The following is a 14,751-nucleotide window of genomic DNA, read 5'->3' on the forward strand; positions in this document are numbered from 1 at the left end:
GTAAGGTGGTTGCCAAGTTTTCTATTTCAAATCTCGCCAATACATTCTTTATATGTTTTTCACCAAAATGTATATTGAGCCTTGAACTTCTCATAAACATTCTTTGCAGCCTCCCTTTCTTCCCTGCTTTCAGGTTTCAAGTGAGCCATCTTCTCTGCAAAGCGTTTAGCGTCCTTACCGGTAACCACCGGCGTTTCTTTAATCGGTCGAGCCATAAATTCCTGTATGTTGTAAATTATATCTTGTTTCCAATTATCGAAATGAAATCATGCAATTTCTTTCCAACTTGATTCGCATCAGGTATCCGGCTATATGCCAGATAATTTAATTCCCGTTCATAATATCCGCCCAATTGCTTCCATAGCTCATTGAATGAACCAAGAAGGGGAGATTCTTTAATGGGTGTATGTTTCCATTTTTCCGGTGAGTCAAACATTTGTCGGTCATGCGCCGCCAGTTCTTGCAGGTCTTTAATGAAATCCTGTTCCACATATTCCATACATTCCCTATCGTCAAGCAGAAAATAGATATCATAGAAATGGCGGATTTTCCCGGTTAATCCTTGCACCGGATTATCCATAAAGGAGAAACGGAGAAGCGAAACGACTTTCTCGCACAAGGTGCGCCGTTTGTCCAGAATGTTCAGTTCAAACGGATGCAGGTCATATTCTTCAATGAAAGAGTCCATACCTGTATTTTCAAGGTAGGAAGTGATAAAGCTCTTTATTTGCCGTCTGACATATGGATAAGGATTGGCAAACGAATTTATTTCCACGACTACACGGTTAGCGACAAAATCAAACAACGGGTCATGGACGCTTGCCGGATATTGGTACAAGGCTTTTCGATAACGGGAACCCTTACTTGTCAGTTCAGGCACAACCTGTTCCTGCAAGCCTTGGGTCATTTCTTTGCAGACCTTGGAAATCAAAGTCTTTATCTGATTTCCGCTCAACTTTTGCGTGAGTACAGCCACATCCACATCTTCCGAGAAGCGGTTAATCAATCCGTACCCTTTTGACAAGGATGTGCCGCCCTTGAACACCGTGTTCTCCATATAAACGCTTCGGGAGAGTTGTTGCAATATCTTGCTTATCCAATAGTCTTTTTCGATATAGACCGGTGCTATATGGTAATATTCGGAAGCCGCGCGTATTGCATCTGCTAACAGTTCAGGTTGTTTTTCCAGTATCATTCAATCCTCCATTTCTTTTTATTAGGCAATGTATCTTCATTTATTCCCAATTTATAGACCGTTACTGGATTCAATGAATCCCATAAAGGTTGCGCTTTCGCCATACCGCAATCGTTCTCGATGATGGTTCCCAACAAGGCGCGTACCATTGGCGGATAGGCCTCGGCCAAGGCAACCATCTTTTCCTTCTCCCTCCTGCCAAGTTCTCCTACCAGAAAAGCTATGCGCCTGTATGATGCCTCTATCGTGGTGTCGGGTATTTCCTTGATGAAGCGGATGGCATCCAATAATTGCAGGAGCGGAATATTGTCTTTGGTTATCGGGTTAGGTTGCAGGACAAAGCAGACGGTGAATATATCCCGTTGTTTCTTATTCCTGCGTTGGTTTGTGCCGATTTGGATGATGTTGGGCACTTGTGTAGTAAGCCCCAACCGATTAAAGACGGAGTAACCGGTCAAATATCCGATGCGCTTCCCGTTCTTTTCCAACAAATCCTTCACCAACTCTTCTTGTCTGGGTTTCAACGTTCCGAACACGCTCTTTTTAGGCTTGTAGAACCGTCCTTTGGATATTTTAGCCAAGTAGCCTTCACCCGCCAGCCGATTCAGCATTTTAATGATGCTTTCGCTCGTTTCGGCAGGCAAATTTAAGTCCCGGTAGGTAAACACGTAATCGGGCTGAAAATCTTCCAATCGTTTCTGTACTTCCCTTGTGATAATCATAATCCCATGTCCTTGGTTGTCGGTGCAAAGATAAGAAATATTCTTGTTTTTACGACACAAAACTGGAATTTTATTAGAAATGGCTCCACCCTGTCCTCCCGACAGAATGAAGCCGGTTGTTTAACTTAAATAGCGGGAACTTCCTGCTTCACAGCGGTAGAGAGTATCCCTGAACGATGAACATCCAAGATGCATTATCCACAATCATCTGAGAGTTCTTTTTCTTCTGTTTCTTTCTCCCCGCCGTTTTCATCCATTTCTTCGGGCATCGGATAAGTTTCCGACAGCTTGTCCTTCCGTGCCTGACGCTTGATTTCGTTCTCGTCAAAGTTGTTGCGGATGAACTCGTGCAGGTCTGATTCCTTGTAATAGGTCTTGTGGTATATTGAATGGAACTTCAACGCCCCGTTGTTCCGGTATCGCTGGAGCGTGCGCTTGCTGATGCGCAGCAGTTGGCACACCTCCTGGTTGTCGTACAGCCGTTCCCCGTTCAGGTAGTTCAGGTGTTTCTGCCGGTTCTCCGCCTTGTCCAGCTTGCGCGATATGCGGTAAAGCTCGCCCATGATGCGCTCCATCCATGCCTCAAATTCAGTCTTGTCCACTAACATGGCCGTTCCTCCTGTGCTTTTATACCTCGCCCAGCATGTAGCTGTTCGGGCTGTCGGGTGATTTCACAATGATTTCCTTTTCCCGCATGAAGCGGATGTAGCTCTTGGCCGTGCGTTCCTTCACCTCGAACGCCGCCTGAAGTTCTTCCGAAAGCTCCATGTAGCCGATGAAGCGTTTCCGGCTGAACAGTTCGCGTGCTACTGCCACGAGTTCCTCCTCCTTGCGCTTGTCCTTTTCCTCCTTCGGTTTCTCGCCCAAGTAGGCGTGCATCGCCTTCTCCTTGTCCCATGCGAACTGCATGAGCGGCACATCCAGCGGGCTGCCGTCCCGTACCTTCAGGGCTTTCACCACCGAAACGGCGGGGTTCGTGTCCTTTTCGATGGAGAGGATGGCGGCAGCCTTGCGTTGCAGCTCGCTGCCCAAGTGTCCGCGCAGCTTCAGCCCGTTGGGGATGAAGTGCAGCACCGTGACGATGCACGTGTTGTAGATGCCCGCCAGCCGGTAGAGTTCCTCCACGACGGCGATGCTCTCCGCCTCGTCGTTGGCGCAGCGTATCAGGTCGGCGATGCCGTCAATGACCACCAGATGGATGCCCCCGTATTGGTAATGGAACTTGTCCATGCTGAGCACAATGGACTTCAGCCGCTCCTTGCGGCTCATCCCCGTCAGGCAGTATGCCTTGAACCACTCCGGCATCGTGTCGCGCCCGCAACGGCGCAGCAGGGTGCTTACGTTCTTGTATAGTTGCACCTCGCTCTGTTCGGTGTCATAGAACAGCACCGCCTTGCCTTTCGGGTTCCCTTCAATGGAAACGCCCAGCGTGTCGATGCCCTCCGCGTTTTCCGGTTTCACAGCACCGGCAATCAGGGCGGCCACATAGTTGCTTTTCCCCGTACCCTCCCCGCCGGTGATGCAGAGCAGGTTCCCTTGTGTTCCCAGCGGCACGCCGTTCACCGATACTATCATTTGTGCCACAGGTGGCGGGTTGTTGAAATCCAACTCGCATGATTTTAATGCTGACATATCTTCCTTGTATAATGAATCCAAATGGTTTAAGAACAATTTCAATAAATCGTCGTGCGTGTGTCCCAACGCAAAATAATCCGTTACATCCTTTTCTTCTTTTGTTCCTGACAGTGGCAGCAAAAGGCGTTTCAATGCAAACGGCTTCAATTCTTCCTGCCGTTTGGCGGAAACTTCCAGACCGGTCTTGTCCATATCATACAGCAGGACAATGTGTTTGAACCGGTAGGAGAGCAGCATCAGCACAGAGGTAGGGATGACCGTCGTTTCCGAATTGAAACAGATGGCATGGAATCCGTTTGCCGCAAGGCTCATCACGTCTTTCTCCCCGCCGGTAATGAACAACAAATCCCCCTTGGCGGGCAGTTGGTCAAGTCCGAAGCAATAACTGTCGCCCAAATCTCCGGCATAAAGGAAACGCATCTCCGAGCGTGGACGGTAGATTTTGATGTATTTGTCGCCCATATACCCATACATCGGTTCCTGTGCCGTTTCAGTCAAGGTATAGGTTTTCCCTTCCTGATTGACGGAACTGAACGAATGCAGGGGGCGCACATTATATTTATTTAATGTATGCTCCGTGATTCCGGATTTGCCCCAAAATATCCGGTCTGTTTCATTGAACGCCCTTGGAACGATATTGTACGGGCGTATTTTCTTTATTACCTGTTCCGGCGTGGGCGGACAAACCACCTGAACGGAGGAAGTGTCCGCACAAGTTTCATAACCGTCCGCCAGCCCCAAATGCAGGTCATGGTCAATGATGCGCATGATTTCAACGAAATCCTTCGCGTTCCTGCAACTCAGCCCCGTCATTGTCCCTACCAACTCGAAGCAGTCCCCGGAATATTCCTCATTGCCGAAATCCTTCATCTTATACACCGAATGCCGCCGGTCATAATATACGTTGCACGATGCCTTCGTATCCTTATATAAAGGATTCAGGAACTTCTTACCGATGCGGAACGGCACGGGCAGGTAGTGTCTGAACACCGAAAGCCCCCTGTCCGTCGCCTGCAAAATATCCTCCTTATTCATTGTCTTCGTCCTTTGTTATATCCAACAACCGGTTCTTCTTGTAAACGTCTATCAGGTGCGGTTCACACGTGATAACCTTTTCCCGTACCTTTTTCTCTATTTCTGAGAGCTTGTACAGGCACTTGCGGCGGAACACCGAATACTCTACCAGTCCGTCGCTCCTTAACCGTTGCAGGGTGCGTGTGCTGATATGGAGCATATCGGCCACTTCTTGACTGTCCAGCCATACATCGTTGTCAAAGTCGCAATCCTGCAACTTGTGTTCATTCTTGGTAATGAACTCAGCGATTTTCGCTATTTGCCCCATCATCTTTTGATAGGCGGCACTTTCCATTACGATAACTTCTGTCATAATCCTAATTATTGAAATGTTTGCCGCAAAGTTCCCGATAAGTCAAAATCCGCATGGTATACTATACGTGTACTACACCATAATTTTTTGTTCCTGCATTTTTTTTGCGGGAAAATGCGAGGTCAATCCGTTTCGGTCAGGAGTAAGGTTAATAGGTTCAAAATTAGTTCAGTGCAAGGTGCAAGCCTATTTATATATATAGGCTCGCACCTTGCACTTGAAAAAAAGGCTGAAAAAAATATTGTCAAGAACTTGCATGTTTCAAAAATGTGTAGTACTTTTGCACTCGCAATCGAAAGGTGACACGGTGGTGTCATAAGCTACGAAAATTGACAAGATGAAATCGTAACCAAGTCGTAACCATTAAATTTTAGGTTACGCATAAGTTACTGATTAAAAAGATATTATAAGCGGCAGGTACGATTACCGTACGCACCGCCAACAAAAAAAATAAACAGTTAGAAATAACTGGTGCGTTAGTTCAGTTGGTTAGAATACATGCCTGTCACGCATGGGGTCACGGGTTCGAGTCCCGTACGCACCGCAAACTTACAAAGCAAAATTAGGAAAAGCTCTGATTAACAACAGAATCAGGGCTTTTTTCGTTTCCGGGCGGAAGCAGAATATAGCGTTTCTACGAAGTTTGTCAGGTGCAAATTCAGGGTCCTTTTTTAGGGACAATAAAAAAGCACCTGAAATGTATAATACTTCATTGATTATCATGTTTTTGCGTAGGATTTTCCTGTTCCTCATTTTCTAATTTTACAACGTAAATAAAGTGGTATGAAACAGGAATCAATGAAAGTTCTGTTCTTTATCCGTAAGAGCAGACTAAAGAAAAACGGTGAGGCACCTATTTTTCTGCGGGTGACAATTAACGGACAATTGGATGAAGTCCGGATTCAACGTTCTGTTCCGTTGAAGTTATGGGATAATGTGAAGGAACGCAGTAAAGGAAAAGACCGGAGTTCAACGGAGCTGAACAGCTATATCGAGGCATTGAAAGTAAGGCTGTACCAGATTCACAAGGAACTTCTCTGTCGGGAAGCACTGATTACCCCAAAGAATCTTCTGATAAAGTTATTCTCTAAAGAGGAACGACATCTGGTTTTGCAGACCATGCGGAAATGTATCGATGACTGGACTTCCCTGATTGGTACGGAGTACCAGCCCTCCACCATTTCACGTTATAACAACTGTTATGAATCGTTGCAGACAGTCATTAAGGATTTCTACAAGAAAGAGGATATTACATTTCATGAACTTAGTGGGGAATTCATCGACCGGTTTGAGATGCATCTGAGAACGGTACGTAAACTTTCCCAGAATACCCTGACCAAGTATATGAGCTGTTTTCGCAAATTTCTCGGACTGGCCAGGGAAAACGGATGGCTGGAACTGGACCCGTTGGCCGGAAAACGCAAGCGTCTGTTCCGTAAGGAAGAGACGTGCCCTACGTTTCTGACCCTGGAAGAATTGAAACGGATTATGGAGAAGGACTTTTCCACGACACGTCTGAACACCGTGAAGGATTTTTTCCTGTTCTGTTGTCTGACCGGCCTGTCGTATATTGATGTGAAGACCTTGTGCCCGGCACATCTTTATAAGGATAATGAGGGGAAACTGTGGATACACAAGGCCCGCGTGAAGATAATCACTCATAAGGAAAGCTGTACTTGCAATGTACCGCTTTTGGAACCTGCTCTTGTCATTCTGGAGAAATACAAGAACTGGAACCCAGAAGATCCTGAAGGTCCCTGTTTCCCGATTCCGTCGAATCAGAAGATGAACGAATTCCTGAAAGAGATTGCCACCCTGTGTCGGGTGAACAAGCGGCTGACCGTCCATTGCAGTAGGCACACGTTCGCGACGACTGTTACCCTTGCCAATGATGTCGCCCTGCAGAATGTGTCGAAGATGCTTGGCCATTCTTCAACCCGCATGACACAGCATTATGCACGTGTACTGGATAACAGTATTATGAAGGACATGCAGGATGTCGCCCGGGTCTTCGGATAAACGGAAAGGCTATACTTCACAACGCACAGTGAGGTATAGCCTTTTACATGAATGAAGAGTTGTTTGCTTGTATGGATTGGCCTCGCTTTTGTCGGGATTATCTTTTCTTCCCTTTTTCAATCAGTCTGATGATATCCTGTCTCCGATAATAGGTTTTCCGGTCAATCTGGGAGAAGGGCAAGGTACCGTTGCTTCTCATGGCTTGCAATGTTCTCTGTGATATGTTCAGTGCCATGCATACTTCCTGATTGTCCATCCAGTCATCCAGACTTTTTGAGGTTTGATTGCCTTTAAGGTTTTCCAGTTTTTCTTTCAGCAGTTGGATGGACATTACCATTTCTCTGAAAGTACCGGCTTCAATGTTTATGATTTCCATAAAGTGTAGTTGTTTGGTTTGAGGCAAAGATAGACGGTATGGGCCGACCGGCCAATATCATGTCATCAGATGGCATCACAAGTCATCAGATGTCTCATGTTGTCTGTTGCAGGAACCGGTCTTTCAAAAATATCCGGTCGTTGAATCCGGAAAGTACAGCCGTGTTCAGGAAAGGCATGTATTATACTTCACTATATTGCGCAATTTTGCATAGTGTTGTATATCAGTGTATTTACTAAGTTTGTACCAAAACAAAACGTATGAAAGGAAACACACTGAATGTAATGTTCTTTATCTTGAAGAACAAGTTGTTGAAGAACGGTGAAGCACCGGTCGTTCTTCGGGTGACAATTAACGGGCAGCGGGATGAAATCCGTATCCAGCGCTCTATATCGGTGGAGTTATGGGACAATGCAAAGATGCGTAGCAAAGGAAAAGACCGAAGTTCGAGGGAACTGAACATGTACCTTGAGACGCTGAGGGACAGAATATATGTCATTCACAGGAATTCCGTGTATGACGGGGAAAAACTGACTCCGAAGAAAATCCTGGATATTCTGTATGCCAGAGAAGGACGGCATCAGGTTCTGAAGGCCATGAAGGAATGCATAGACGGATGGGCGGCTTCTCCCGGGGATTTGCATCCTGCCACGCTGGCACGTTACAACAGATGCTGCGGATTGGTAGAGACCGTCATACGGAATGTTTACAATAAGGAAGATATCGCGTTCTCCGAACTGGACAGGAAGTTCATCACGGCATTTGAAAGGTATTTGAAGGAAACCCGCGGGCTGGCCTGGAATACGGCGGCTAAATATTTGGAGTGTTTCCGTAAAGTTCTCAAGGTGGCCCAGCAGAAGGGGTGGATGGAGGATGGCAGGTGCTTGAAAGAACTGGGACGGCTGTGCGTGAAGGAGGAGACTTCTCCGTCTTTTCTGGGCTGGGATGAACTGAGAACAGTGATGGAAACGGATATGCCGGCCGGACGTCTGGAACGGGTGAAGGATGTGTTCGTCTTCTATGCGCTCACCGGACTTTCCTATCAGGGGATAAGCACCCTTTGTCCGTCGCACTTGTTTAGGGATGACGAAGGAACACTGTGGATTTGCAGGACACGTGCTGAAGTAGCGGAGGTTGGAGACAGCTGTACAAGCCGTGTTCCTCTTCTTAAACCGGCAATGGTCCTGCTGGAGAAATACAGAGGCTGGAATCCGATGAATCCGGAAGGGCCGTGTTTTCCTGTCCCGTCAATCCAGAAAATGAATGAATACCTGAAAGAGGTTTCGGTACTATATCGGATTTCCAAGCGTCTGACCACCCAGATGGCCCGCAATACGTTCGCTGCGACAGTCACCCTGGCCAACCGGATTCCCAAAGAACACGTCAGGGAAATACTCGGCTATTCTTCCGACTATATGTTGCGCCATTATATGCAGGCTCAGGAAAGGAATTCCTGAAAGGCATGAAGCAGACATATACAAAATATGATAAAAAGTGAAAGGCTATACTCCAACGGATGTGGTGGTATAGCCTTTCCCATAAACGGAACCGGATGTCAGAACGCTTCTTTCCGGTTCTTTTCCAGCAGTCGTACGATATCGCTTTCCCGGTATAGGATTTTTCCTCCTATCTGGTAATAAGGCAATATGCCGTAGCGTCTGTAGTCCAGCAGCGTACGCTTGCTCAGCTTGAGTTTTCCGGCCAGTTCCGTATCTGTCAGGTAGTTTTCCCCGTCCAATAAGTGCCGGTTATCCGCCGGCAAATGGTCTATGAGGTCCGATACCCTTTTCATTTCATTGAAGAAATGAAGTACTACTTCCTTGTCTGATCTGGTGATGATTGTTCCCATAAAATGTTCTTTTTGGTTTGAAACAAAGATATCCGCATTCTCATGCCGCTGCAAACCATCGGAACCTGTTGGTATCAGATGTCATCAAATGTCTTCAGATTTCATCGTACCGGATTTCTGTTTCCAGTCCTTCAGCTTGTTCTTTAATACCTTCATGTCCTCCGTGACTTTCCTGTACGTGATTCTTGCATAGGCTTGTGTAACCCTCAAATTGGTATGTCCGAGCATTTTGGAAAGCGTTTCTATCGGAAGTCCGTTTTCCAGACAGACAGTCACGGCGAACGTGTGCCGGGCCACATGAAATGTCACCCTTTTTCTGATATGGCAGATGTCAGCAAGTTCTTTAAGATAGGCATTGCTTTTCTGGTTCGAGATGGTCGGGAACAGGTATTCCGATTCGCCTTTTCCTATGTAAAAACTAGCGATTTTCTTGGCTTGGGGAAGGAGAGGGATGAATGCGGGGTGGTTGGTCTTGGTCCTGTACAGATGGATATACATGCTTTTGTCAGAATCTGAAATGATTTGATCCTTTCTTAACCGACAGATGTCCGAATAGGATATACCCGTGAAACAGCTGAAAATAAATATGTCACGGATGGAAGCCAGTCTGGGAATATCCAGCCGCTTGTTCATTATCCTTATTATTTCCTGCCTGTTCAGGTATTGTTTCTGGCTTTCCACCTTCTTTATTCGGTAGGTCGAGAACGGATTGGTCAGAATAATTCCGCACTGGTATGCCCATAGAATTCCTTTTCTGACCATACTCATCATCTTGGCTGTCGTATTGATTGACAGCCTGCAGTCAGTCCTAAAGAAAAGTTCCAATTCGTGTATCATCTGCCGGTTGAACTGTTCTAGTGGCATATCTTGTCTGCTCATTTTCTTGCAGAACTCTTCAAGCCGCCTGTAGACTAGTTTATGCCTATTGGAATGTGATATGCTGATTTGTCCGGCATGTGCCAGCCTGTCCGCATCTTTCACCTGTTTGTCAAATATCTCCAAAAGGGAAGGCGGGTTGGATCCTGTGGCCATGAAGCGTTGTTTCAGCATGCTTGCTGTAAGATGTTTCCCTTCCAGTTGGGCCTGTTGGTAATGATGCTGCAATGTGGAACTTACTTTGTCCAGGTATGTATTGATGTCGTGTGCTTCTGGATTCATGTCGGAAACACGCCTGTTCTGCTTGTCCCAATGCTCCTGCAGGATGGACGTCTTCAGGCTTACATCTGCGGCCTTGTTGTTGACTATGATTCGAAGCATGATTGTTGACTTGCTGTCTTTTTGAAGCTTTCTACGCTTCAGATAGAAGTAGATGGAAAAACTATGTCTCATAAGAAATAAATATTAATTTGTCCATATCACAAATGGGTGCATAGGACATGGATAAGACATAGATTATGGTATTGAATGGACTTTAATATCTTGATTAATAATAGTTTTGAATAAAACGCTATATAAGAGGGAAATAAAGTAAATGTGTGATTTTCAGATATTTGTTAGGGCCATAGGGAGAGGTTCAAATCCGCTTGGGGACGGAACCCAGAGCCCCAATCTGCCTTGAAGTAATTAGATGGAATGTAATGTGTTTATTGTCAGATGTTTGAATCTATATAGTTCGACATTGCTTACAAAAATAGGTTCAGTTCCTACATAATTTGCTGGTGAACCTTGTAGGATATTAGTATTCAACCGGATCCATCAGGCAGTTGGTTGCAGGGCCTTTGAATAGCCACCTCTTTCTATCTGTATGAAGAATTTGACGTTACGGAGGTAGTGTTCTCCGGCTCGCCGGAACGGACGGGAAAAGCCGGTTATTTCCGTTTCTTTTGGGAGTTCCTACATTCCTCAGTTTTGGCATGTCCGTTCACATAAATACGGGCTTCTTCACGGAATCTTTCACGTTCCGGTGTCCTGAGTTTACCGAACTGGGAATCCATGAGTTTGTCAATGTTTGTTAGACCGTTTCCTTTTAGAATTTCCTTTTTTGTCTTCATGTTTCAAAGATAGATTTCTTTCTGGAAAAGGACAAGTTTTATGGAGCAAAAAAGTAGAGTAAATTAATTGCAATCTGAAAAAATAAAATGGTTGTTATTGTGGATGATTTTGCTGGTAAAGTGGCAATTGAGAAGTTTAATAATGAAATGAAAACTAGATCGCTTGATGGAACGGAGGTGTTTGTTTTGTAGTAGTGCTTATGTAGAAAATACAGAAGTCTTTATAAAAACATAGAATTTTGGTAATAAGCAAGAGACTGTGTGCAGCTTTCGTAAAATGGGATAGGTATTTGAATTTAGAAAATGGCTGTTATCAGAGATTTTGCTTTTAGATATGGAGATAAACTTTATTCGGGACATGCAGGACAAAACAAAGAAGTTAATTAATTTCAGATTTAACGTAAAGATGGTCAATCGTTTTAAGCTAAAACACCTCGTATTTTTGTTCATTTTATATATCCGTCTCGAATAAAATGTGTACTTTTGTAGAAATCTCACATAAGCCGTATGAATGATATTTTTTTTATAAAGTCGGTTCACCTTACCAATTTTCGTAATTATAAGAATATAAGATTGAATTTGGGTCGTATGACTACAATTATTATAGGTAGGAATGGTTCCGGTAAGACGAATATGATTACAGCTATCAAACAATCGTTGAGTTTTATATTCTCCAAGAAGAAAGATGCTCCACAGTTTGATTTTGTAGCTAGTAGCGATCAAAAGGTGAAGAGCTTTCTCTCTACCGATCCTCGCTATAATGATGGCGATTATAAATATCCTGTAGCTGTAGGTGCTGATGTACAGCTTTATGATGACGAAAAGCTATTAAGTTGGGAGTTGCGTAAGATATCTGCGGATAGAGGGATTAATGAGTCATATGTGGCAGCTTGTATGCGATTCTGGACTAAAGTTTTTGATACTAATAAGATACCGGTTTTTTCATTCTTTTCGGATTCATATCCTCATATTCAGTCAACGATAGGAAAGAATATGCAGGATAAATTAGATTCGGGTAATCCTCTACCTCAGAATACAGCTTATTATAAATGGGACGATGAACGTAATTGTACAGAATTGTGGAAGCAGTATTATGTAATGAATTGGAAGAATACCCGTTTTGGTAATGATAAAGGTCAGGAGGAGTATTGTAGCGCGATAGAACAAGCAATGGTGACTTTTTCAGAGCCGATCAGTGGCAATCAGGATAATTTAGAATTTGCGCTTGAAGGGCTTACTGTTGAAGCACGAGGCAAAGAGGATACGCTGGTTGTGAAATTTCGCGATGGAAGAAGGATTCCGTTTGATATGTTGCCTCAGGGGTATAAGCGTATTCTTTCCATTGTTTTTGATATTGCTCATAGAGGATATCTGTTGCAGAAAAATTGTAATCCTTATGCAGTCGTGTTTATAGATGAGGTGGAACTGCATCTTCATCCTTCATTAGCTCAAGAAGTGGTTCAACGTTTCAGACGTTCTTTCTCTAATGCTCAGTTTGTGATTTCCACTCATTCTCCTCTGGTGATTGCTGATTATAAACAGGATGAAGACAATTTGCTATATAGTATTGTTGTATCCGAAGATGGCCCGGAGTACCATAATGTCAAGAATATGTATGGTATGGATTATATTACAGTGTTACAGAGTGTGATGGATACTCCAGAACGTAATTCATATTTACAGAATTTGGCCGGTGCTTATAGATATTGGAAGCAATTAGGCGATAAGAAACGGATACTGCAACTGGAAAGTTCTATTAAGCGTCTGGTTGGTGAGGATAGTGAATTCTATAAATCATTGGTTAAGTAATGGAGTATATTGTAAAAACGAAACATGATGAAGCTCATGCCCTGATAGATGGTTTTCTACAACGTCATAAGGATAGGCATGGAGGGACTTATCAAGGTGATTTGTATGAGTATTTGGGAGCAGACTTTGTTTTCGGTCAGCCTAAGACCCGTGCGGCTTTGATAGGAATTCTGTTGAACGAACAAAGAGGTCGTTGTTGTTATTGCATGAGGAGAATTGATAGGTTAGCTTCGGATGAACGAACTATAGAGCATGTTATTGTGAATCATCCAAAAGATAGTGACGATTATAATCAATATTTAGGGAAGAACTCACAGTTGGATACTGCAGATATTATATCGTCTGCTGATTTCTTAGCAAGACAAATGCCTCCGCCGCCATATCCTCACTCGGTAGCATACGAGAATATGTTGATATCGTGTGCCGGTCATTGTCATTTAGGGGTCGGAACATCGTTTACCTGCAATGGTCGTCGTGGGCATAAGTTTATATATCCTTTACCGCTTATGGCTAATGTGGGTAATGAAGTGAGGTATCAAAAAAATGGTTTTGTCTATTGGATTAATGAGACCGATACTGAAAATCCTACTATCGAATGCTTAGGGCTAAACCATGATGTATTGAAATTGATTAGACGTATGTGGTATAAACTGTCTTCAATGGGACTTGATGCGGTTAACTGTGATAGGCAACAGTTGATATATGAAGTGCTTGGTGATATGTTGGATGAGGGTGTGAGTGATGCCTATTTTCAGACTTTGTTTCTTTTTGCTAAAAACGATTGGTACTGGAGTTTATTATTTCAGTTTGATTACTTTAATGATGTATCAAAATTTATTTAGACTATGAATGATGAAATTAAGGAAATAACAGAACGAATGAAAACCTTTCGTGAGATGCTATTACTGCCAAAACCGAATGGCTTGGATTTTGAAAGTTGGTTGGATAATTTCCAAAAACAAGAAGAGAAGGAGCTTGCTGCTCGTATTTTAAAATATTTTATTTATTTCTCTGATGACTTAATAGATCAAATGCTCCGTACGGTTATAGGGCGTTGTGGTTATTATTTTATGCAAAATGTTCCTGGGTGGAATCATGATAGTTTTAAGAGCGAATGTTGGTATAGTTTTATTCAAGGAGAAAATCCAGACGATGCGACAGATAGTGGTTATATTTTCACTCGTAAACTGAGAGAAGTTCTGAATATTCCTGATAACCGTATTATAAAGTTTGATACACTGTTTAAAAAATTGGAAACTAGTACTCTTCAGAATGTTATTTTAGTAGATGATTTCGTAGGTTCCGGTGCTCAAACAGATAAAGCTTGGAACGAACACAAATTAGGATTAAAAAAGAAGACTTTAAGCGAACTTCAAAGTCGGTTTAATCATCGTATAATTTATGCCCCTCTTGTTGTTAATGATATGGGGCTATTGAGAATTAAGAAATATTGTTCTAATTTACACTTAGAATATATATATCATTTGGGTCTAGAATATAATCTTTTAAATATAGATGGATTATGCTGGGCAGGTGATTATAGTTTGTATGCTAGATTTTTAAATATGATGAATAGAATAGCTAAGGAACAAAAAATTCCTGTGACAGGTGGAGACAGTGTGAATGATATAATGGGCTTTGCTGAACAAGGTCTTGCTTTGGCTTTTCATCATGGTATTCCAGATGCATGTCCTGCATTCTTTTATTGGAATACTGATAATTGGAAACCTTTAAAAAAACGTCCGTATCATAGATAAACTTTGAGATT

15 protein-coding genes and 1 tRNA gene are annotated in these 14,751 nt (G+C 43.5%); 6 read left to right on the forward strand and 10 right to left on the reverse strand.

Going from position 1 to position 14,751, the window contains the following annotated elements; genetic code table 11:
- Window positions 1-59: 59 nt before the first annotated feature.
- The 6 genes from H6A61_RS06945 to H6A61_RS06970 all read right to left on the reverse strand — a co-directional run bounded on the left by H6A61_RS06945 (window position 60) and on the right by H6A61_RS06970 (window position 4,939).
- Window positions 60-215, reverse strand: coding sequence for a hypothetical protein (locus H6A61_RS06945; protein WP_162841934.1), 156 nt, complete (start codon window positions 213-215; stop codon window positions 60-62).
- Between the two features lie 20 nt (window positions 216-235).
- Window positions 236-1,195, reverse strand: a complete 960-nt coding sequence (locus H6A61_RS06950) for a nucleotidyl transferase AbiEii/AbiGii toxin family protein (protein ID WP_204392345.1) — start codon at window positions 1,193-1,195, stop codon at window positions 236-238.
- Window positions 1,192-1,917 carry a DUF6088 family protein gene (locus tag H6A61_RS06955; RefSeq protein WP_072545381.1) on the reverse strand — a complete coding sequence of 242 codons (726 nt, stop codon included), beginning with the start codon at window positions 1,915-1,917 and terminating at the stop codon, window positions 1,192-1,194. The genes H6A61_RS06950 and H6A61_RS06955 overlap by 4 nt, the downstream gene beginning before the upstream one ends.
- A 194-nt stretch (window positions 1,918-2,111) precedes the next feature.
- On the reverse strand, window positions 2,112-2,525 hold the full coding sequence (locus H6A61_RS06960) for a helix-turn-helix domain-containing protein (RefSeq protein WP_072545382.1): 414 nt from the start codon (window positions 2,523-2,525) through the stop codon (window positions 2,112-2,114).
- A 19-nt stretch (window positions 2,526-2,544) separates the two neighbouring features.
- Complete coding sequence (locus H6A61_RS06965; protein WP_204392347.1) at window positions 2,545-4,587, reverse strand: bifunctional DNA primase/helicase; 2,043 nt, start codon at window positions 4,585-4,587, stop codon at window positions 2,545-2,547.
- On the reverse strand, window positions 4,580-4,939 hold the full coding sequence (locus tag H6A61_RS06970; protein WP_072545384.1) for a helix-turn-helix domain-containing protein: 360 nt from the start codon (window positions 4,937-4,939) through the stop codon (window positions 4,580-4,582). Before H6A61_RS06970 ends, H6A61_RS06965 begins: the two co-directional genes overlap by 8 nt.
- 470 nt (window positions 4,940-5,409) lie before the next feature.
- On the opposite strand from H6A61_RS06970, the gene H6A61_RS06975 reads away from it, so the two are divergent.
- Both H6A61_RS06975 and H6A61_RS06980 read left to right on the forward strand, forming a co-directional pair.
- Window positions 5,410-5,483: transfer RNA gene (locus H6A61_RS06975), tRNA-Asp, on the forward strand.
- A 239-nt stretch (window positions 5,484-5,722) separates the two neighbouring features.
- Window positions 5,723-6,958 (forward strand): site-specific integrase, encoded by a 1,236-nt coding sequence (locus tag H6A61_RS06980; RefSeq protein ID WP_204392349.1) that lies wholly within the window; start codon window positions 5,723-5,725, stop codon window positions 6,956-6,958.
- A 97-nt stretch (window positions 6,959-7,055) separates the two neighbouring features.
- Here H6A61_RS06980 and H6A61_RS06985 read toward each other — a convergent pair whose 3' ends face one another.
- Entirely contained in the window at window positions 7,056-7,334 is a 279-nt protein-coding gene (locus H6A61_RS06985) for a helix-turn-helix domain-containing protein (RefSeq protein ID WP_204392351.1), read from the reverse strand.
- A 260-nt stretch (window positions 7,335-7,594) separates the two neighbouring features.
- Between H6A61_RS06985 and H6A61_RS06990 the strand changes: the two genes are divergently transcribed.
- Window positions 7,595-8,791, forward strand: a complete 1,197-nt coding sequence (locus tag H6A61_RS06990) for a site-specific integrase (protein WP_204392353.1) — start codon at window positions 7,595-7,597, stop codon at window positions 8,789-8,791.
- 98 nt (window positions 8,792-8,889) lie between these two features.
- Here the strand turns inward: H6A61_RS06990 and H6A61_RS06995 are convergent, their stop codons facing one another.
- The 3 genes from H6A61_RS06995 to H6A61_RS07005 all read right to left on the reverse strand — a co-directional run bounded on the left by H6A61_RS06995 (window position 8,890) and on the right by H6A61_RS07005 (window position 11,174).
- The gene (locus tag H6A61_RS06995; RefSeq protein ID WP_374937699.1) at window positions 8,890-9,126 is read right to left on the reverse strand and encodes a helix-turn-helix domain-containing protein; all 237 of its coding nucleotides are present in this window, start codon (window positions 9,124-9,126) and stop codon (window positions 8,890-8,892) included.
- A 141-nt stretch (window positions 9,127-9,267) separates the two neighbouring features.
- Complete coding sequence (locus H6A61_RS07000; protein ID WP_204392357.1) at window positions 9,268-10,512, reverse strand: site-specific integrase; 1,245 nt, start codon at window positions 10,510-10,512, stop codon at window positions 9,268-9,270.
- 479 nt (window positions 10,513-10,991) lie between these two features.
- Window positions 10,992-11,174 carry a hypothetical protein gene (locus tag H6A61_RS07005; RefSeq protein ID WP_204392359.1) on the reverse strand — a complete coding sequence of 61 codons (183 nt, stop codon included), beginning with the start codon at window positions 11,172-11,174 and terminating at the stop codon, window positions 10,992-10,994.
- Between the two features lie 507 nt (window positions 11,175-11,681).
- Between H6A61_RS07005 and H6A61_RS07010 the strand changes: the two genes are divergently transcribed.
- The 3 genes from H6A61_RS07010 to H6A61_RS07020 are packed head-to-tail and all read left to right on the forward strand — an operon-like array spanning window position 11,682 to window position 14,740.
- A complete protein-coding gene (locus tag H6A61_RS07010) occupies window positions 11,682-12,983 on the forward strand; it encodes an AAA family ATPase (protein WP_204392361.1) in 1,302 nt (433 codons plus the stop codon).
- On the forward strand, window positions 12,983-13,825 hold the full coding sequence (locus H6A61_RS07015) for a hypothetical protein (RefSeq protein ID WP_204392363.1): 843 nt from the start codon (window positions 12,983-12,985) through the stop codon (window positions 13,823-13,825). Before H6A61_RS07010 ends, H6A61_RS07015 begins: the two co-directional genes overlap by 1 nt.
- Before the next feature lie 3 nt (window positions 13,826-13,828).
- The gene (locus tag H6A61_RS07020; protein WP_204392365.1) at window positions 13,829-14,740 is read left to right on the forward strand and encodes a phosphoribosyltransferase-like protein; all 912 of its coding nucleotides are present in this window, start codon (window positions 13,829-13,831) and stop codon (window positions 14,738-14,740) included.
- Window positions 14,741-14,751: the final 11 nt, after the last annotated feature.

This window comes from Bacteroides caecigallinarum (assembly GCF_016901995.1).
In the GTDB taxonomy this organism is placed as follows: domain Bacteria; phylum Bacteroidota; class Bacteroidia; order Bacteroidales; family Bacteroidaceae; genus Phocaeicola; species Phocaeicola cellulolyticus.

What these genes read in the sequence shown, in the direction of transcription:
- H6A61_RS06995 (WP_374937699.1), bottom strand. Translation starts at nt 9,126, where the DNA reads ATGAAAAGGGTATCGGACCTCATAGACCATTTGCCGGCGGATAACCGG.
- H6A61_RS07010 (WP_204392361.1), top strand. Translation starts at nt 11,682, where the DNA reads ATGAATGATATTTTTTTTATAAAGTCGGTTCACCTTACCAATTTTCGT.
- H6A61_RS06970 (WP_072545384.1), bottom strand. Translation starts at nt 4,939, where the DNA reads ATGACAGAAGTTATCGTAATGGAAAGTGCCGCCTATCAAAAGATGATG.
- H6A61_RS07015 (WP_204392363.1), top strand. Translation starts at nt 12,983, where the DNA reads ATGGAGTATATTGTAAAAACGAAACATGATGAAGCTCATGCCCTGATA.
- H6A61_RS06980 (WP_204392349.1), top strand. Translation starts at nt 5,723, where the DNA reads ATGAAACAGGAATCAATGAAAGTTCTGTTCTTTATCCGTAAGAGCAGA.
- H6A61_RS06985 (WP_204392351.1), bottom strand. Translation starts at nt 7,334, where the DNA reads ATGGAAATCATAAACATTGAAGCCGGTACTTTCAGAGAAATGGTAATG.
- H6A61_RS06950 (WP_204392345.1), bottom strand. Translation starts at nt 1,195, where the DNA reads ATGATACTGGAAAAACAACCTGAACTGTTAGCAGATGCAATACGCGCG.
- H6A61_RS06955 (WP_072545381.1), bottom strand. Translation starts at nt 1,917, where the DNA reads ATGATTATCACAAGGGAAGTACAGAAACGATTGGAAGATTTTCAGCCC.
- H6A61_RS06945 (WP_162841934.1), bottom strand. Translation starts at nt 215, where the DNA reads ATGGCTCGACCGATTAAAGAAACGCCGGTGGTTACCGGTAAGGACGCT.
- H6A61_RS06990 (WP_204392353.1), top strand. Translation starts at nt 7,595, where the DNA reads ATGAAAGGAAACACACTGAATGTAATGTTCTTTATCTTGAAGAACAAG.
- H6A61_RS07000 (WP_204392357.1), bottom strand. Translation starts at nt 10,512, where the DNA reads ATGAGACATAGTTTTTCCATCTACTTCTATCTGAAGCGTAGAAAGCTT.
- H6A61_RS07020 (WP_204392365.1), top strand. Translation starts at nt 13,829, where the DNA reads ATGAATGATGAAATTAAGGAAATAACAGAACGAATGAAAACCTTTCGT.
- H6A61_RS07005 (WP_204392359.1), bottom strand. Translation starts at nt 11,174, where the DNA reads ATGAAGACAAAAAAGGAAATTCTAAAAGGAAACGGTCTAACAAACATT.
- H6A61_RS06960 (WP_072545382.1), bottom strand. Translation starts at nt 2,525, where the DNA reads ATGTTAGTGGACAAGACTGAATTTGAGGCATGGATGGAGCGCATCATG.
- H6A61_RS06965 (WP_204392347.1), bottom strand. Translation starts at nt 4,587, where the DNA reads ATGAATAAGGAGGATATTTTGCAGGCGACGGACAGGGGGCTTTCGGTG.